We start from the raw sequence: 19438 nt of genomic DNA, 5'->3' as shown, positions 1-19438 counted from the left end.
GAGAAGCTTCCCCTTTTCTTAACTCTGCTAACGGTAGAGACAGGGCAAGAATAAGTGCTAACGGTCGCGCTGACCGGACGCAGATCACCTTTGCAACACAGCCGACCATGTTGAGACGTTCCGGTGCAGCGCGATTGTTAGGTGTCTGAATAATCTTCAGTATTATTCCTAAGCTTCTTCATCATAAACTTACGATGAAAATTGTGAGAATGCAGCCAGCGATAGCGATTGATGTATGAAGCGCCACCCAAAGCTGATTAGGATAAATTTTTGTCATAAATGGGTGACGCTTTTCATGAAACTCTTTTGCTTGAATCCTCAGTTCTTCAATTTGTGCATCAGGATATAACTTGTCCAACTTATCACGATAGAGTTTTATGATCGACAAGCTGTAATGAATGCGCTCTCGGTATTTGCGAGCACCGATCGCTCCATAAACTCCCAGAAAAATAAGCAGCAGAGATAGCGGGAGATTGTTCCTATCAAGTCCTTTCTGAGTAAAGATTCCTACTATAGCTGAAGCAATAAGAAGAATAATGTTACTTAGAGCTGATCTCTGATCCTCTGCTTGCTTCACCTCGGCCCATCTCTGCTCACAAAGTTTCAATAAGACATCTGTTGAATCTGCCATCTCATTCTGCCTTTTCAGGAAAAGTCATACTCTTCATTCACTTTAGATCCTAGTTCTTTTTGGAAGATCCTTTTAGAAACGTTGTTGGCATCTCTTCGACTTTCCTACAGTAAAGATCTCACAGAGATAAATAACCTATTCAGCGCATTCTCCTCGCAAAAAGACACCTAACGTTCCCAATCAGCGGCGGTAGATAACCCTAAACTCACCGCCAGCGACTTTCAACCGTCCGCTGCATTGGGGTTGTTAGACCGTTATAACGATTGCTTTCTCAACAAGGAACGTCTTGTAATACTAAAACTCAAATAATCCACCAATTGCTCCCTCGATAGCACCACCAATAGCTTCTCCAACGCCCTCAGCTATGCCTCCTATAACTCCCTCAGCCAACACATCTACAACAGATGAAAAAACCTCAACTGGTATGAAGTCAAAATCTCCAAAGTCAATATCTAAAGATCCCTTACCGAAGAAATCTTCAAACCACTGCAATGATTCATTGTTTGTAGAAGAGGAAGGACTACCACCGCCACCACCGCCGCCACCGCCGCCACCGCCGCCACGACTGGATGCTAATAGACCTTGTGATAGTTCTTCATTACGGCTACTGCTTCTTGTAGTAGACGCTTTTTCCTGCTTTGGTTCAAGATTAGGTTCAACAGGAATTGCTGATGTTGCTTTTAACAAGCTAGATTGCATCAGCATAAGTTGTCTAGCCAGTTCCTCATTAGAATTAGAACGATTCCCAGATGAACTTTCACTATCGTTGGAACTTGATTCCCTAAAATCTTGTGGATTGGGATCACTACTTGGTTTGACATCTGGCTTATACTCTTCGTCAGATTTTAGGTCGTCAATAATTTTCCTGTAGTAAGCTGACGTGATACCAATACCAATTGCAATGCCAGTGCCCGCAACTACAGCAATACCAATACCAACAACCCTTCCATCTAACTGACCACCTACAATTAACCAGCCAAAGCGTTTTCTTAATTTCCTATATTCTTCGCTAGAGGAAAGGAGAGATTCAAACTCTTGAATACTCATTTCACCTAGCTTGGCTAAAATAGCAGATCGCAGCTCTTCTGTAACGGATAAGTATTCACTCTCCAAAGATAGCCTAATCACCTGAATTGCAAGCCTTCTCCTAACTTCAGGGTTTGCATCAGGGGCAATCTTGGTAACAGCTTTCTCCAAGAGCGATTCAATGCGCTCATTATTAATTACATAATTACATTCAACGAAAGTTTGCTCAACAATTTGGCTTAACTCTTCGATAATAATGCTATTAGCCGTCACGTTTTTGAAAACTACTTGTTCGGCTGACAGCGATACATCATCTTTGCCTAAAAGAGCTTCCTCAATACTAAAATAGTTTTCTTGAATCGCTGTTTGAGTGACTTTTTGAGATAAACGATTGATATACAAGTTCTCAATACTACTATCATCTAAAACAACTTGTAAGACTTGAACGTTACAACGTTTCAATTCATCTCTAACTTGATTGATGTAGTTTCTGTCTCCTACAGAATACAAAATTTGATAAGCTCTTTGTAAACACTCTAATGCTTCATTCCTACGAGATGAGTCTAACCTAGTCAAGATTTTTCCTTTTAAGAAAAATCCATAATAGGCAGCCAAAAAAGGATTGCTCATTTGCCCGTATAGCTTAAGACATTTGTCAGTAATATCTAAAGCCTGAGTATATCGACCTTGATCAATCAAAATAGAAGCTAGGAAACCCAGACAAATTGCGGCTCCGTTTGGATCCTTCAACTCCTGCATTTTCACATAGGCTTGTCGAAGTAACTGACCTGATTTCTTATACTGCCCTGTTTTTGCAGTAGCATTACCTAAATCAGCTAAAACATATGCCTCACCTGAAAAATCTTTATTTTTTCTGAATACTTCTAAAGCTTTCTCATATAGCTCTACTGCTTTTAGATAGTTTTTGAGTTGCTGATATCCATTACCAATAGACTGTAAGCAATAAGCGTTTGAGTGGGAATCACCCAAATCTTCATAGATTTCTGCTGCTTCCTCATACTTTTTAATTGAATCTTGGAATCGGCTCAACGAGAGGTAGACACTTCCTAAACCTCGTAATGCAGAACTTTCACCGAATCGGCTTTCTATCTCTTGGTATAACTTTAAAGCCTCATTATAAAAGTTAGAAGATTCATTGAATTGACTTAGCTTTTGATAGCTAAATGCCAAACCTTGATATAAACTTGCTTCTTGAGATCGATCTCTTAACTCTTTAACAATAGGCAGGCATAGTTCACCATACTGAATAGCCTGTCTGTATTGATATATGCACTGATAAGCCGAAGAAATATCCTTTAATGCGTAACCTTTTTCAGATAAGTTACCTATTTCTTGAGCAATATCAAGTTGAAGAGTACGATATTCTATAGCTCTATAGTAGTCCTTTAAACTATGGAAGCAAGCTCCCAGCCAACCTAACGCATTAGACTCTCGTTCTTGATTCCTAATCCGTCTTGCAAGTTGAAGAACTTGGCCAAAAGTTTCTACAGCTTGTTTATATTCCTGAGAGTAAAAGTACGCCATTCCTATTTCGCCTAAGGCGAAACACTGAGTTATAGAGTCGCCATTTTTCTCGGCTAGTGATAAACGCTGCTGACTACAAGTTATTGATTGCTTATATTGACCTAGTAATCTATAGCTACTAGCTAGCCATCCCATTGCATTGAGTTCTTGCGCTAGATCTTCGGTCTGTCTGCAAAGGTTTAACCAAGCTTCAAAGCTCTCTATTGACTTTTGGTAATCTTTCAAAGTCTGATAGCTTCGACCTAGCCACTCTAAAATATTTTTTTCAGCACTTTGTCCTTGTGTTTCACTCTTAATAGGCAAGGCTTGTTTGTAAAATTCGATAGCTTCTTTGTACTGAAGTAATCCAAAGTAGCTATCAGCAATACTTTGTAAAGCACTACCTTCATCTACTCGGTTACCAGTATCTCTAGTAATTATCAACCACATCTGAAAAATCTTAACGGCTTGATCATATTCTCCTAATAATTTTTTACAATTTCCAAGCCATGCCAAAGTGTAACCTTCATTAACCCTATCGTTTAACTCTTTGGCTATTGGTAGTCTTTGTTCATAAAAATCAGCCGATTTTTGATACTGCTGAAGAGCGACATAGCAATCTCCTAATAAACCAAGAGCATTTGATTCTAAAATCCTGTTGTTAATTTCACGACTAATTGATAAAAATTGCTCAAAATAACTGATCGATTGTTGGTAATCCCCTAATCCTTTATAAGAAAACCCAATGTTACCTAATGCTCCTGCTTCTAAAGTTCGATCATTAAGCTCTCGCACAATGATTAGTTGTTGCTCGAAATTGTCGATGGCTTGTCGATACTCAGTCAGAGCATTATAAACCTCTCCCAACTGGCTTAATGCACTACTTTCCCAAGCTCGGTTGTTGATTTCACGGCTGATTGCTAACCATTGCTTGAAGTACTCAATAGCGCGTTGACGATCTCCTAATCCTTTATAGGAGAAACCAATATTACCTAATGCTCCTGCTTCTGAAGTTCGATCATTAAGCTCTCGCACAATGATTAATTGCTGCTCAAAACTTTCGATCGCTTGTCGGTACTCAGCTAAACCATTTTCAAGTGTACCAATTTGACTAAGGGTACTAGCTTCTTCTTTTCTATCAGAGTTTGCATGAACCAATGCCAACTTTTGTCTATAAAATTCAATAGATCTTGAATAATTCTGCCTATTGAGAAAATAAGTAGCTAGATTAGTTAATGCAGTAGATGTTTCTGAATATCCGTCTATTTTTTTGGATACTTCTAGTTGCTTCTCATAGGCTTCTAAAGAAGACTGGTAATTTTGAAGATTAAGGTAAATAGAGCCGAACATCCAGTAACTATTAAACTCACCAATCAGATCACATATACTCTGACTGATTGAAAGTGCCTTATGGCAGTGATGTAGGGCTTGCTCAAAGCTTTGTCTCTCAAAATCACAAATTGCTATTTGTAAAGTGTTTCTACCTTCCGCTCGTGGTTCACTTACACTCTGAGCAATAGCTATTGCTTGATTAAAGTAATTTAAAGCTCTTTCATGGTCTTTTAGTGCCTTATATACCGATCCTAACAATGAAATAGAATGTCCTTCTTCAGAAGCATCTCCTAACTCCCTGGCTAGCTGAAGAGACTGTTCAGCTAAAGATAACGCTTCCTCAAAACCTTGTTTAGAAGCATAAATATAAGAAATTGCTTGTAAAGCTTGGCATTGCTGCTTTTTGTCGTCTATAAATTGACTAACCCGTAGAGCTTCTTGAAGTAGGGATAATGCAGTTTCATAATCATTTAGAGAGTAATGGTAATTACCTAGCCCAATAAGTGCAACGACCGCTCCCAATCTATGGTCTAAATCTCTTGCAAACTTTAAGGCTCTCTCAAAGCATTCTTTAGATTGTCTCCTTTTTGTCAGAAAAGAATAGCTCTGTCCCAAACCATTTAGAGCATCAATCTCAGCATAATGATTCTTTGTTGATCGAGATTTCCCCAATAACTGATTGAATAATTCAATTGCTTGTTGATATTGACCAGCTAAATTGCATTGTTGACCAAGTTCATTGAGGGTTTGATAGTCATCTGACTGATTAGCTGTCATTTCGAGACTCCATTGAAACATCGCCAATTTTTACATTCTGAACTTGCCAGTTGCGACCCCCAATTTGCTCAGATTTATCTTTACCTTCACTAACTTGGCTTAATTTATCTAATTCAAGGGTTTTGGCTCGTAGTCCATCAAGAAAAATTTGAAACGAAGAAGACTGTCTAGATGCTTGGTCTACTAGGGCTTCTAATTGCGCTGCAAATTGTGGATCATCTTCCACTTGACCAATGATTTCAGCCTCTAAAACTCTAATATTGTGTTCTGTCGGCTTCTCTTCTGCTCTTGTCAAGAGACCTACACTATTTGACTTTTCTAGCTTGTTGTGTACTGCTTGACGTGCTGCTTGAACTAAAGCAGCACTCTTTTCAAGAGTCACATCGCCCAGTTTTTCGCCAAACTTCTCCGCTGCCTTGGGCAAGATTAGAGAAGTAATAGCCCCAACGATAACTGATACAGGGTCAACCATTATTCACCCCTTTCGGCTCAAGCCGCGTGAACGTACCTAAGTAGTATTCCCCTGACTGGTTGCGGTTTAACAATTAATAGACGGAAACTTTCTGCCTAAGATCCCATATTGGGTGGATAGGCAGAACGATTCCGCCTAAGATCCCAAATCACCACTTATGCCGATTATTTCCGCATAATACGCCGTTTAAGCTGAATAGCAAGAATCTTTCCGCATATTTTCGGATTCCTTTCGTAGGCGAACAAAGGAGGTGGGTAAAGCTGAAATCGAAGTATTTCTCACCCATCTAGCCATCGATCGGCAGGTCTTCGCTCCGACCCAAAATCAAGTTCTGCATTCAGCCTCGCCTCAGAGTCATTTGAGTTCATCAATCGTCCCCAGAGTGTTTTGGTAGGCTGATAGGTTATGCTGCTGCTGGTAAAGCGTGGCGGCTTGCTGATAATTGATCAGTGCGGCAGAACGATCGCGCAGATCCCGGTAGACACTGGCTCGCACAAAATACGCGATCGCTAAATTTGGCTTCAGGATAGTTGCCTGAGTTAACGAAGCAATGGCTTCCTGACGATGGCCTTGCAGTGCCAGAGCGAACCCTTTGCCAAGATAACTGGTGGCATCTTGGGGATTGAGTTGGATGGCTTGATTGTAGTCAGCGACGGCTTCTTTAAGATGGTGAGGTGATTGAATATGAACTAACCCGCGATTCTTGTAAGCAGCCACAAAGTCAGGTTTCAGCCGAATCGCAGTCGTGTAGTCGGCAATGGCGGCCTCGTATTTGTGCAGCAGCGACAGGGCAACGCCTCGATTGTAGTAAGTGAGCGGGTTAGGGTCATGGGCGATCGCTTGCGTGTAGGCTTGAATCGCTGCAAAGTAATGTCCTGTTTTGCTGTGCTGAATGCCTTTATTTAAGCTGGCTTGAGCCGAACTCACTTGTACCAGAGGAACGCCATCAATATTGCTACGGGATGGCAGCGCAGCCACCCGCGCCACCCGTGCCGCTGGTTTGAGTGTTTCTTCTAATTGAAAGACCGTGTAAAAACTTGCGGTTGGTCGGCCATAAACGGTTGGCGTAAAGCCTAGCGCCTGCCTTACTTCGCGATGTTGAATGGAATGCAACGATCGCCGTTCCGTGATGGCTTTGGCAACGGCGATTGCCAACCCTTCGCCGACCGAAACATTAAATTCAACAATGCGTCCGGCTGCTTCGCCCAGTCCCCCATAGCCAGCCGCTGGACCTAAAACGGCTAGATTCTCCCGGTCTTTGGGCAACGTGTGGCGAAAACCATAGTTAAACGTTGGCATATATTGAAAATTAATACTTTTGATGCCAGCGGTTGCGGCTCGCGCACCCAGTCCTTTGATGCCGCCGCGCACATCTAGATGGTAAGAAAACGTGCCCAATGCCTCCGCAGCCGGAACGCCGCCTTTAGTCATCTGAGTCGCGGAGAGTTCTTCAACGGGATTGGCAATTTGATCCGTGCTGCGAATATACACCTCGCTCATCACGTCAACGCGACTCGCCCCTAACCCCCGAAAAAACGACTGTACCTGCGTCGCAAAGTCCAGCATATAAGCTTCCGGTTTGGCTCCCCCATCACTCAAGGCGATCGCCTGCTTCGCATCCACATAAAACAGCACGGCGTTGAAACTAAGCCGATCCTTCAAGACTGCGATATTGGCTCGATCCAGCGTTGCTTTAGCATTCAAAATTTCGGTGTTGGTACTGCCATGAAAAGCGGTCGAGAGTGCCAGCGATCGCCCATCTGCCGAATCAGCCGTTGATTGATAGAGTGTGAGCGGCTCTCCAGCCGCATTGGTCAAGCTTGCCAAAATTGTCTGTCGGTGTTCCGGGTCGTCGCCACTCGCAACCTTTAACCATTGCTGCGCCACCTGATCGGCTGGATTCTGCAAGCGCCGGATCAAGGTTGCTTCAATTTGCTGGAGTTGGGAGATTGATAAACCATAGGTTTCAAACACCAAGCCCACGCTGAGGCTGCTATCGGGTAAGCCTAATGCTGCAAAGCCTGGTAGTAGCTGAACTCCCGCTAGTTTGGCAAACTTGCCGCCCTGAGTGGCATCAATGAACTGCTGCGCTGCAAAGGTGCCGTTGTTGGCGGTGGTGAGCGAGCAAACCGTTTTGGGTGTGGTTGTCACCGCTTGCAGGGTGACGTTGCCAATCACCTCCACCTTTTCCTGCGCCAGGATGCGCTTGAAAGCAGCATTAGCGGTCAGACGATCGAGGGCGATCGTTTGGGTGCCCGTGATCGTCAAAAACTCCTGGTAGAGTGAACTTGCCGCCGCAAATGCCCCCATCTGCGATCGCAGATCGCGGGGAACCTGATTACGATCGAGATACGCCAAACCGCCGCGCACCAGATGCCCGCCAATGCCTGTGCTGACATTGCCTTCAGTAATCAACGCGACTCGCGCCGCCTGGTTGCGCTTTTTCAGTTCGCGCTTGACCTGAAGCGCTGTCATCACTCCCGGAACCTGATCGCCAAACACAATCACGTCATAGGTTTTCACACCGTCAGAACGCGAAACATTTGGACAGGTAGAGACCCTCGTTGGAGCCGCGATCGCCGCAAGGGGGGATTGAGTCAGAATGCTTCCAGACACGACAAGGGTTGAAAGGACAACAGCGTTCTTCAAAGGCTGGATGGCTTTGTTCACGATGACCCACACTATTTTCATGTTTGTTACCGATCGTCCTGTCTGCATCTCTATGCCCTCCGTCGAAACAGGACTGCTAACCCGGTAAATAACCCGCAGGCGATCGCCGCAAAAATAGGCAGACCCTGCTGAGATAATTCCATTGCCAACCCTGCCCCACTTGGACCCACCAGCGCACCCACGCCCCAGGCAACTGACAGCACTGCATAAACCGAGACCAGATCGCCCCCCTGAAACTTGCTGCCCACAACCGCCATCATGATGGTGTAAATGCCAACGAAGAGTCCACCCCAGATAAAGAGAATCGCATAGGCGAGGAATTGGTTATGGAACGCGTAGGGCCAAAATAGTGCTCCTGCCACAGAAGCCAATCCCAGACCAATAACTAACTTGCGCCAGTTCAGCCGATCGCCCCACCAGCCGATCGGTAGTTGCAGCAGAATTGCCCCCAATAACAAAACAGAGAGCAGTAACGTTGCCGATTGTTCACTCCAACCTGCACGCATCGCATAGAGCGGTAGGAACGACATTCCCGCTGTCTCTAATGCCGCATTCACCAAAGCTGCCCCGATCGCCACAGGCACCAAGGCAACATAACGCCAGGGATTTGGATAGGAGGGACGCTCAAATGGAGGAGCCTGTACCCAGGGCATTGCCACCGCCAGCAGTGCCACCAGCGAGATGCTACCTCCCAACACATAGGGCAACCAGCCCTGTGTGCTAACCAGCGTCAGAATGATCGGACCCAGCGCAAAGCCCAAAGAGACGCAGGCACTATAGATTGCCATTGTGCGGGCACGAGCATTTTCGGGACTGAGTTGGCTGAGCCAGGTTTCAGACATCACAAACAAGGTTTCAGAGGCCGCACCCAGCGCGATCCGCAAGGGAAACCAGAGCCAGACGAATGGCAGAAACGGAAATGATGCAAGTGCCACAGCCGCCAACAGCAGTGCCACCGTAATCGGCAGTTTGGGACCCGTTCGCCAGGTTAGATTCGGTAAAAAGGGCGCAATCACTAACACCCCGATCGCTTGCATTGCCGCATTTGCACCGATAAAGCTTTCGCCATATCCCATCTGAGTCAGGCTTAATGCCAGCAGCGGGGCGCTTAATCCATAAGTTAATCCAAAGATAGTGGCAGTCACTACAATCGAGGCGATCGCAGGAATGGACGATCGAGTTGTATGACCCTCTCTAATTTGCGATCGACGGCGTGATAAGAAGTCCTGCCAGGTTTTCCAAAGGCGAACAAACCAGCGCTCCTGATAGCCCTCCAATACTTGCTGCAAGGTCTGCGTGTAGTCCAGCACCAATCCAGGTGTCCAGGTCATTGACTCGGCTGCGGTTCGCCACAACGTGAGTAGCCACATTGCTGGATCGCTCAGCAGACGCAGTATGGTTTTCCAGGGGGAAGCGGTGCCTAGCACTCCTTCGAGCGCCGCATCTAGCGACAAAGCGACGGTCGTGGAGCAGTTACGGCGGGTCAAATTGTAGGTGTGATCTTGATGGTAAATCTCGAAGAACGAACGCAATGCCGCACTATTGTAGTGGTGAAAGTGGATATTCCGGTCTGGCGGTTTCCATTCGGCTGATTCGACTGCCAGTGAGGGTTGAAACTTGCCCGGTGTGTCGTTTTCTGCCCCCGATCGTAGCAAGTGGGTAAATTCTGTCGGTGAATGATCCACATCATCCTCCGCAACCAGGCTGATGTAAAGGTCGGGCGGCAATGACATCGCGGCGTGTCCGGTTGAAACCACGCCATTTTTGTCGATCGCGGCAATATAACGGTCAACAATCGGTCGCGGCTGGGCAGCGGTCGCTGAAATGATAGGAGTCCAGATATGAACGGTCAGTGGATCGTCATGGTTCTCCATGACAGCATCTGCCTGGGAGGGATACAGGAGTCCCCGTGAATGCCAGTTAGGGCCTGCAAATAAGGGTAGGTCTGTAATTGAGGCACCGGGCGAGAGTTGGCGTAACTGCAATCCAAGTTGGCACAGATTCCAGGCTGCGAACAGAAGTGCTACCCCGATGCAAAACGGTACGGTGTTGCGGTGAGGGATGGGGTAGGTTGCCCAGATCAGCCCTGTCAAAATGAGTTCTAGAACGGCGATCGCTGCCGAGTGTTGCCAATAGGCTGACCGCACAAAAAATGCCGAGGCAAGCCGGAAAATTCCATCTAGCAGCAATACTGCCCCAATCACGATCGTAGCGACAATGTTGTCATCCCAGGGGATGTTGATTGCCATGAACCCCAGGACAAAGAAGCCGAGCGCTTTGATCACCGGCAGGGTCGCATTGGGAAACCCGATCGCAGCAAGGCGAAGCAACCGCGCCACTCCTTCAACAACCAAGGCAACGCCAATCAGGTCAGTGGCAATCGTGATCTCAGCATCAAATTGATCCGTGATGAAGATGAGACCGACAACCAGGCTGGCGATCGCAGCCACCACAAAGACCTTCCAATACCTGCGAAGTGGCTTTGCCCCTAGCAGCAACAGTATCAACTGGATCATGAATGCCCTCTGTTACTAAGGTCATAAGAATGCCACAAATCTCGTCACAATTGGTACCTTTTCGTTGAGCGATCGCAGGTGGATTCGCCCAACCATCATTAGACCTTAGAAGTTCGGAAACAGTCACACTGAAACAACTCGTGAAAGCCATCTAAAGGACGTTTCACACTGAAACAGTTGCCTCTATTTTCTCAATGTAGAATTTGGTAGTGTTAAAAAGGTACTGAGCATTTCAATTAACTATCGCGCACCAAGTTCACGTAGGTCTTGGCGGTATGGTTTTCTAATGCTTGATCGATCGCGTTGCGATAGGTATCAACGACATGATTCGGCAAAACATCCCCATTTTGAGAAAGGAACGACCATTCCTGCCCAATATGCACATACGTATCTCTTAACTTCGTCGGTGGGACGAGGGGAATCACATCGGCTAGATTCACGACTCGATAATGATTGGGAATCAGTTGACTATGAAATTCAGCAAACGTTGGATCGCCGACTCGCGGACCAGCGTAGGTATAAAGCTGAAGGGACGATCGCAGTTGCGGAACATGCAAGGCAATCTCGATCGCGGCTAACGTGGCGAGGGCTGCGCCTAGACTGTGCCCACAAATGTAACAGGGACGCGATCGATTCAACTGCTGGGCGACGGTTGTCGGTAGAGGGTTCAGAATCTCTTGATAGACACTCATAAACCCTTCGTGAATCCTGCCATGAGACTTGCCATCAGCACCTTGATACTCCTGTTGCAGCGCCGTTAAATCGTCAATCCACTCCGTATTGCGTTGGGTTCCTCGAAACACCATCAGGCTGTCGGTATCCGAGCTTAAGACAAACCCGAAAAAAACTGGAATCTTACGCTTGAGCTTCACCGCTTCTCGAACCGTTTGTTGCAGGCTTGCTTCTGTTTGCTCCGCCTGCTGTTGTACGGGATCTCCGCCAACAGGCACATCCACATCCACGGTCTCCTCAATTTCCTCTTCGACTCCCTTAAAGACAGTCACCAATCTGTAGCGATCAAGATTAGACCGATAAGCCGGAAGCGAGGTCAACGTGCCATCGTAAGCAGGGTCAATTTTGCCCTTCAAGTATTGCTGGGTGGCTAGTTTGCTGCATTGAATGAGCAATTTGGAATGCTCACGATTATAAGGAATCTTTGGCGGTGTCAGACGCAACGTAGCGGTAATTTGACGAAGTTCTTTAGCGCTTGTGGCATCTTGTTGAAACGCCTGTTTGAGCAAACTATCTGAGTCGTGTTGTGCGGCTGCCAGAGATTCCAACCGGGCCTGATGCTGGCGATCGCGCTGGTTTTGCCAATAGTCTGTGCCCACGGATGCCACGGCTCCAGTTGTGACTGCACCCAATAGAACTTGTCGGCGCTTAAACTTAGCCATGATCGGATCTCCGCTGAGGGTGAGGAGGCTGGCTCGATCGTTGGTAAGCGAGTTGATCCAGCCGTTTACTCCCAAAGTAGAACTGACTGGTTACCTGTCCTTCGGCCCAGGTCAGCGTCGCGAAGGCTGCCCCATGCGCCAAACTGTCTACATACGGCACATAGACTCCAATCACCAATACCGTTAACCAGGCCATCAAGGCGATCGCCAAAGATCCCAAACTGCCGAACCAACTGCCAACAAACGCTAAAAGATCATGCCCTTTGGGAAAGCCCCAGAGCGATCGGATGTGTCGTCTCATCTTGACAATCAAAATGAGCACCGCGAGAAGCTGAAGTAGGAGCAACCTTTGAGTGGGAATAAGCCCAATTACAGCGGCTCCCAAGGCATAGTCGAAAATGACATCACGCACCCTGCGGTTGTGCTGAGTGACCCATTGAATCCCCGCCCTAAATGAGCCATCGGAGGGATCATCTGCATCTGCATCGAATAAGGCTTCCTGTCTCCTCTCTGTCATCGTCTCACTCTATCGATCACCGCATTGATTCCTTTGACTGCAAGAATACATCATCGGTTGTTCAGGACGATCGTTCAGGTGCCAAACGAACCTACCTGCACAAAAGGCGCATCCGGCATGACGAAAAGGTCGAAGCCAATTCGCTGGTCATCAAGTTGGCGAGAGGATTTGGCGCATCTGCGAGGGTAGATCGAGATGTGGATCAAAAACCTCACCTGCCAACATCGTGCAAGCTTCATTGATACAGCAGTCGGTGAAAAGACAGAAAGCGAAGCCTTACCGAGTGCGAAAATAGCGATATGCCAGGATGGTGGCGATGCCCCAAACGGTCGTGACCACTAGACTGTTCTCTGGACCAAAGCTGCCGCCGTTGAGCCACTCTGGGGACGTTTCCACAGGTCTGAAGTGGAAGATGCCAGTCGCGTAGGGGTTGTCACTCACCGGCACGTTGAAGACATTACCCTGGAACCAGTTCCAGCCTGTGTGAATGCCGCAGACCATCCATAGCGAGCCCTGCCGCAGCGCCACAAAGCTCGCCAAGGTCGCATACAGGATGATGTTTACGAAGGCGACCGGCAAAAGCCCTTCAAGCAAGTGAACCCCCGAAAAGATGAGGCCACCGATTAGGATGGCGAGCCACCCAGGTAACTGCAGCGCGCTGGTCTGGAGCAGATAGCCACGCATCAAGATTTCCTCGGTCGAGCTTTGCATCGTCCACACAATAGACCTCCTGCGCGAATACTTAAAAGCCCCCTCCCGTCCCCCAAGTTTGGGGGAAGCTAAAACTGATGCCCCCCAAATTTGGGGGGCTGGGGGGCAAAATCTGATTCATGCAGGAAGTCTAATCACTAGCGCGAGCACGGGCAAGAGTGCCGCTGTACCGCTGAGGGTGTTCGGTGGTGCAGGCACGATCTGGTATTGACCCGTGACGCTCAGAATCAGCATGGTCAGGATGATCATCCCGGTGCCGATGACCAGACCAATGCCAAACTTCGGCAGTGCCCCACCGCCACGAAAGCCGACCGACGCGAACGATCGCTGCTCCCTGAAGCGCAGCCAGAGCCACAGTGCTAGCAGCGCCGCACCGTTGGTAAAAAACTCCATCCCCTGAGCGGCGAACGAGCCGGGCTTGTTTGGAATGAGCATTCCGTACAGCTTTCCGACCACAGAGCCAACGCCGATAACACCCACGACGAAGATCAGGATCGCTGCCAGCCACCAATAGGTGTGCCGTCTGGCTTCGGTGGCACTCTGTACGAGCGGTGATTCGCGTAGATTCTTCACTTTCATACGTTACCTGTTCTCCTTGAACCTTGTCCGAAGCGCCGACAACAATCGAGCGCTAAGGACGTAAGCGTCGCAGTCCAGCGGCGACCTATTCAGTGTTCCGCCGCTCTTGGCGCATTGTGCTCTGAGTCCGTCAGGCTTCACGGCTGAATCCGATAATGTCATCGTTTCACTCTATTGATCATCGCATTCATTTCTCTGACTGTAAGAATACATCATCGGTTATTAAGGACGATCGTTCAGGCACCAAACGAACTCACTATTCACAAAAGGCGCATCAGTTGGCGAGAGGATCTGGCACGTCTGCAAGGGCGGATAGAGAGTAGAATGCAGCGGTAGCAAGTCTTCAGCTCACTACAATATCCAAATCAATCGGCTCTAATTCATGAAAACCCTGCGAATTCTAGCTCCTGTCATACTGAGTTTGTCCGCGCTCACTGGGGCGAGGTCTGTGAATGCTCAAGCTGCCATTGAGCCAATGAACAATGGCAATTTGAGCGTGACGAGGTTGTCTTCAGGTAGTGGCTGCACTGTGCTTTTTAACCCGCAAGGAACACTGCTGCAAAATGGTCGCTCTTGTAGTGCGAGAGACATCCGTGAAGCTCGGACCGCAATCGATCGCTATCTGCGGGAACAGGCTACATCTGACGGTGAAGACCGCACCTCATCCAGTCAGAATCTGACGTTGATTTGCTACGGCGAAGGTCGCAAACCAAGTCTCGAAAGCCAAGATAGCTACGAATGGAGTGATCGCCGCCAGCGATACGTCCAGCGCAGCCGCCTAGAAGCATCAACCGACGATTTTGATTCCGATGTTCAAGTCGATATCCGCGGTGCCCAGGGTAAAATTCATCTCACCGGAAAGCTCATTGCACCGATCAATTCGCGTGGGTCTAACGGATGGTGGAACCTCAGCGACCTCAACATCACACCTGATCAGATTACAGGCAAATATCGGATGAATGCGTTAAATTCTCCGCGTGTCACCATTGATCGGCGTAGCGGTCGGATTGTGATCAATGGGGTCGAAAAGTTTCGAGGTTCCTGCGACGCGGGCAACTGGAGCGATCGCAGGAACCGATTCTAGCTTTTGAGTCAAGTGGGGTTACGTTACAGCTTGCTTCGTAGTTCACTTCAGTCAGTGTTTTTCGTCTGAGCGACCTATGCGTAGACTGTCAATGCATCGTCTGAGCAGGACAATGATCCGCTTTGCCTTAATCAGCCTCTGCACCATTTGTTGGGCGCTGGGTTGGAGTGCGATCGTCCAGAGTCAACTGCCTTCGCTGCCCTCTGGTGCGGCGAATAGCGCCTTCAGTCCTCCAGCGGAGGTTAGCCGTCAGGGAGAATATGAAACTGCTGCTATCAAATCGCCGCTGGACGGTAAAGAGTTGTTTGAAGTGACTTCTCCGACAATTTTGAATCGAGATAAAATCCCGGATGGCTTGCTGCCGGTGGAAGTGCGGGCAGAGGAAGTGAATGAGCGGCTGTGGCGGGTTCTCGGTCGCACTATCTATGCCAAACAAACACCCGTCGTGACGATCGCCACCCTTCAAAAGCAACCGATTATTCAAATTAGCGACGATCAATCTTCTCGCCCGATTCGACTTGTAACGGTCACAGAACCCGATGCTGACTTTAATGGTAAAGCCCCGGACGAATTAGCCCAGGCATGGCAAACGATTCTTCAAAATGAAGTCACTCGACTCGCGCAGTTAGCAACACCGGCAGCCATTGCTCAGCGAATCAAACAAGCGTTGCAAATCTTGCTGGGATTGCTGCTTGCCAGTGCTGTCATTTGGCTTCTGCGACGGCTTTTGACCCGTAGGCAACAAATTCTGGAGAGCCAGTATCAAGCACAATTAACGGCGGCTACTCATCCTGTGCCCTCGGCAACCGTAGCAGCGAAAGAAGCGCCTCAATCAGAACTCAGTGTTCCATCAGAGACAGTTCCATCAGAGGCGACTGCATCAGAGGCGATTGCAGGTGAAGAAACCGAAGCGAGAGAGATTGCCGATCGCCGATCGCAATTTCTAGCCGTCCTGCACCATCAATTCAGCGTGAAGCGTCGCTTAGATATTGACAAATTTCTCAAGTGGGCGCTGCTCTGGATTTTCATCTTGATGTGGTATATCGGCATTGCCCGCATTATTTCCATCATTCCCTTGCTGATGCGATGGAGTAATTACATTTGGGCAACACCTTTAGCATTAATTGTGATTTGGTTTGGCATTAGTTTAGCCATCCGCATTAGCAGAAGTTTAATCGATCGCCTGCTGCATTCCTGGAAGGTCAATCCACTCACCCCACTGGCAGAAGCCCAACGTGTTGCCCTCAGAAGCACCACCATTGCAGAAGCCCTCAAAGGGCTTGCCACCTTTGGTTTGGTTGTTATTGGCATTATTTGGACACTCGATCTATTTGATGTGCCGACCAGTTCGATCGTGGCAGGTGGGGCCATTATTGGTTTAGCCATTTCGTTTGGTTCGCAAAGCTTGATCAAAGATCTGGTCAACGGCTGCTTGATTTTGCTCGAAGATCAGTTTGCTGTGGGCGATGTGATCAAAATTGGAGAGAACAGCGGGCTGGTCGAGAATCTGAACCTGCGTGTGACTCAGTTGCGCAATGGTGAAGGTCAACTCATCACCATTCCCAACAGCAATATCATGAACGTCAGCAATCTGACCCGTCTCTGGTCACGTGTAGATTTTTCTATCGTGGTGGATTACGACAATGACCCCAAACACGTGCTCGAGGTGTTGCGTCAAGTCTCGCAGCAGATGTATCAGGAACCTGACTGGCGCGATCGTCTACTCGAAGCACCCGAAGTCTTGGGCATTGATGATTTATCCCACACAGGCATGTTAGTGCGCGTTTGGCTTAAAACCGCGCCTATGCAACAGTGGAGCGTTGGACGCGAGTTCCGGTTACGCGTGCGGCAAGCCTTTGCAGCCAACAACATTGCGATCGGCAAACCGCAGTCGATTACTTACAACACGAATTTGGCAGAGCCTCCTCTTCAAAATTAGCCGTTGCTTAAACAGGAGTTGCTAAACATCGTCTTTGTGTAGGAACGAGGAAGAAAGGTATGGATGCCGTCGGGTAAGACATCGCTGCCCTACCCTCTACTCCAAAACCGTGCCTGCCAGTTTTCTAACACACGGCTCCTTGACCATCAGGTGCCTGTTTCAATACCACTAGTGGTCGGTCAATTATTAATTGACGGGTAAAGCCGATGCAATTTTACCCTGGCGTCTGCCGTTGTAAAGCGCCAATCAATCCAGGTCTTCTCTTGATTGCGGTGTTCCATCCAAGCTTCGACCTCAGTGGTGAGCGTTTCAAAATCAGGAATCCGACGCTCTAAACATTGTCGGCTCAAAACGCTCAACTCAAGCTCTGCCATATTCAACCAACTTCCATGTTTGGGGGTGTGACAAAACTCTAAATGATTCAAAATGCGTTGGGCTTCCGCAGGCTCAAACGCTTTGTATAACGAAGCAGGCGAATGGGTATTAAGATTGTCCTGAATCACCGTGATTTTGACGGCTTCAGGATAGTCTTCGTCTACCAGGGTTTTCAGTAAATGAGCATAGTCAACGGCGGTTCGTTGCGGGGTGACTTCGACCCGTCGCCACCCAACCATCGGTTCACAAACCATAAACAGATTGGCAGTGCCATTGCGCTCATACTCATAATCAATGCGTTCGGCTTGTCCACTTTGGGCTGGAATTGACTTGGTCGTTTCTTTAACCAGTTGTTTGCTCGCCTCATCAAGGCAAATGACGGGAAAGGCTGAGTTGTAGGGGCTTTGATACACCTCTAAAACCGCCTCCATCCGCCAGACAAATTCAGCATTTTGTTCCGGTGGAATTACCCAGCATTGTTGCTTCCAAGGTTGGAGTTCATTTTTTTAGGGTCTTTCGCACACTCTCATGGCTCAAATGCTCTACATAGTCCAATTCAACCATTCGTTGAGCTAACAAACGCAAGGTCCATCGTCCGTTGCCCTTGGGAACTTCACTACAGCGCAAGGCAATTAAATGGGCTTCCACCTCTCCGGTTAATTCTGGTTTGCGTCCGGCTCCTGGTTTCTGTTTCAGCGCTCCTTGGAGTCCTACTTCCACAAATCTTTGGCGAACTCGTTCAATGGTTCTGATACTTACGTCTAAGGCTGATTTGATCGCTTCATCACCCCAACTGCCATCAGGTTGGTTGCGATCAGCTTGCAATAAAATTCGAGCATGATTGATTTGATAGGCAGCATGGTTTCCGGTCGTTGTGAATTGCTCAAGAAATTGGCGTTCCTCTTCCGTCAAGCTCACGATATATTTCTTAACCATGCATTTGACCTGGAATACAACCTTCTAATTCTACTCAATCTACCCGTCAAAAATTAGTTGACTGACCACTAGTGACGGGGTCGGCTCCGGCGAGACGAAAGGTGTAGCGGTGGGACTGGCGGCGGTTGTGGCTGGGATCTGCTGTTGCGAGAAACCGAAGCCGAACATGAGCAGCGGAATCGCCAGCAAGCCCAACGCGATCGGCAAGCCCCAACTTTGAGAGGCTGGCAGCTGGGGCGGTGGCACCGGGTTAAGGGTGAAGTACTGCCCGTCACCGGGCACAGGTTTTGTCATAATCGGAATCACTCCTGATGGGAAGGTTGGGAGTCCAGAGCCAGCGGTTTACTTTGGACGGTGAACGCTGGCTTCTGTTGTGGATGGGATGGGGGCACGTTGGTGTGTCGGCTCTCAAGAGCGCCCACGCGAGCCCCAGGAGGATGATTGATAGCAGCAAACGCGTCAGGCGTCCGCCGGGGGCTTTCCCAGGTTTTGCAGTGTGGTGAGAGACTGCTGCAAGCTTTGCGTTTCCTGGCTTTGTACTGTCGCCAGCATCGCGGTGCGTTCGCGGTAGAGACGTGCTTCTAGCTTGAATTCAGTGGCTTTCTCGGCGATCGCAGCTTTCGCCTGCTGGGTCTGTTGCAGTTTCTGTTCGCGCACTCGGATATCGCGCTGCATCTCTGCGGTTAGCACGTCGGCAGTTTGCAAGAATTGGGCGGCGATCGACAAAGGGTCATCAAACACCACGACTTCACTCTGCCGGAGCGACTCCAGGCTGTAATTCTGAGGCATCACCGGCTGAGACAAGACAACCTGGTGGTTGCCAATCTCAACGGTGACAGTAGGAGCAGCAGGATCGGCTTCACCAACTCTGGGCTTTTCGCCCATGTAAGCCAAGAGCTGAGAGGCTGTTTGAGAAGGGGTAGGGGTGTAACAAATTACGCCAACCGCCTAACCA

15 protein-coding genes are annotated in these 19438 nt (G+C 48.3%); 3 read left to right on the top strand and 12 right to left on the bottom strand.

Features of this window, described 5'->3' with window-relative positions:
- Positions 1-181: 181 nt before the first annotated feature.
- The 3 genes from AC5JLP_RS30920 to AC5JLP_RS30910 form a co-directional block, all read right to left on the bottom strand.
- Positions 182-631, bottom strand: a complete 450-nt coding sequence (locus AC5JLP_RS30920; RefSeq protein WP_496071700.1) for a hypothetical protein — start codon at positions 629-631, stop codon at positions 182-184.
- 294 nt (positions 632-925) lie between these two features.
- A complete protein-coding gene (locus AC5JLP_RS30915) occupies positions 926-5290 on the bottom strand; it encodes a tetratricopeptide repeat protein (protein ID WP_496071699.1) in 4365 nt (1454 codons plus the stop codon).
- Positions 5280-5762, bottom strand: a complete 483-nt coding sequence (locus AC5JLP_RS30910; protein WP_496071698.1) for a Fis family transcriptional regulator — start codon at positions 5760-5762, stop codon at positions 5280-5282. Before AC5JLP_RS30910 ends, AC5JLP_RS30915 begins: the two co-directional genes overlap by 11 nt.
- 214 nt (positions 5763-5976) lie before the next feature.
- Between AC5JLP_RS30910 and AC5JLP_RS30905 the strand changes: the two genes are divergently transcribed.
- Complete coding sequence (locus AC5JLP_RS30905) at positions 5977-6156, top strand: hypothetical protein (protein ID WP_496071702.1); 180 nt, start codon at positions 5977-5979, stop codon at positions 6154-6156.
- Here the strand turns inward: AC5JLP_RS30905 and AC5JLP_RS30900 are convergent.
- The 6 genes from AC5JLP_RS30900 to AC5JLP_RS30875 form a co-directional block, all read right to left on the bottom strand.
- On the bottom strand, positions 6117-8453 hold the full coding sequence (locus tag AC5JLP_RS30900; RefSeq protein ID WP_496071697.1) for a tetratricopeptide repeat protein: 2337 nt from the start codon (positions 8451-8453) through the stop codon (positions 6117-6119). The two genes, AC5JLP_RS30905 and AC5JLP_RS30900, sit on opposite strands and share 40 nt — an antisense overlap.
- Positions 8454-8482: 29 nt before the next feature.
- Complete coding sequence (locus AC5JLP_RS30895; protein ID WP_496071696.1) at positions 8483-10948, bottom strand: MFS transporter; 2466 nt, start codon at positions 10946-10948, stop codon at positions 8483-8485.
- 236 nt (positions 10949-11184) lie between these two features.
- Positions 11185-12342 (bottom strand): lipase family protein, encoded by a 1158-nt coding sequence (locus tag AC5JLP_RS30890; RefSeq protein ID WP_496071695.1) that lies wholly within the window; start codon positions 12340-12342, stop codon positions 11185-11187.
- On the bottom strand, positions 12335-12859 hold the full coding sequence (locus tag AC5JLP_RS30885; RefSeq protein WP_496071694.1) for a hypothetical protein: 525 nt from the start codon (positions 12857-12859) through the stop codon (positions 12335-12337). Before AC5JLP_RS30885 ends, AC5JLP_RS30890 begins: the two co-directional genes overlap by 8 nt.
- Before the next feature lie 276 nt (positions 12860-13135).
- On the bottom strand, positions 13136-13570 hold the full coding sequence (locus tag AC5JLP_RS30880) for a CPBP family intramembrane glutamic endopeptidase (RefSeq protein ID WP_496071701.1): 435 nt from the start codon (positions 13568-13570) through the stop codon (positions 13136-13138).
- A gap of 117 nt (positions 13571-13687) precedes the next feature.
- The gene (locus AC5JLP_RS30875) at positions 13688-14149 is read right to left on the bottom strand and encodes a hypothetical protein (protein WP_496071693.1); all 462 of its coding nucleotides are present in this window, start codon (positions 14147-14149) and stop codon (positions 13688-13690) included.
- Positions 14150-14531: 382 nt separating this feature from the next.
- Here AC5JLP_RS30875 and AC5JLP_RS30870 point away from each other — a divergent pair, with 382 nt between their 5' ends.
- Both AC5JLP_RS30870 and AC5JLP_RS30865 read left to right on the top strand, forming a co-directional pair.
- Positions 14532-15233: a hypothetical protein gene (locus tag AC5JLP_RS30870; protein WP_496071692.1), complete on the top strand. Its 702-nt coding sequence runs from the start codon at positions 14532-14534 to the stop codon at positions 15231-15233.
- A gap of 76 nt (positions 15234-15309) precedes the next feature.
- Complete coding sequence (locus AC5JLP_RS30865) at positions 15310-17172, top strand: mechanosensitive ion channel family protein (RefSeq protein WP_496071691.1); 1863 nt, start codon at positions 15310-15312, stop codon at positions 17170-17172.
- A 179-nt stretch (positions 17173-17351) separates the two neighbouring features.
- On the opposite strand, the gene AC5JLP_RS30860 is transcribed toward AC5JLP_RS30865, so the two are convergent.
- The 3 genes from AC5JLP_RS30860 to AC5JLP_RS30850 form a co-directional block, all read right to left on the bottom strand.
- Positions 17352-18483 (bottom strand): IS630 family transposase gene (locus tag AC5JLP_RS30860; RefSeq protein ID WP_496071690.1). Its coding sequence is split into 2 segments (ribosomal slippage): positions 17352-18054 and positions 18053-18483, totalling 1134 coding nucleotides; the frame shifts between segments, so codons are not numbered across the junction.
- Between the two features lie 39 nt (positions 18484-18522).
- Complete coding sequence (locus tag AC5JLP_RS30855; protein WP_496071689.1) at positions 18523-18777, bottom strand: hypothetical protein; 255 nt, start codon at positions 18775-18777, stop codon at positions 18523-18525.
- Between the two features lie 165 nt (positions 18778-18942).
- Positions 18943-19368, bottom strand: coding sequence for a hypothetical protein (locus AC5JLP_RS30850; RefSeq protein WP_496071688.1), 426 nt, complete (start codon positions 19366-19368; stop codon positions 18943-18945).
- Positions 19369-19438 lie beyond the last annotated feature (70 nt).

Source organism: Stenomitos rutilans, assembly GCF_059505485.1.
The sequence above is the reverse complement of the archived record's forward strand: the minus strand, read 5'-3'. Positions and strand labels throughout refer to the sequence as shown.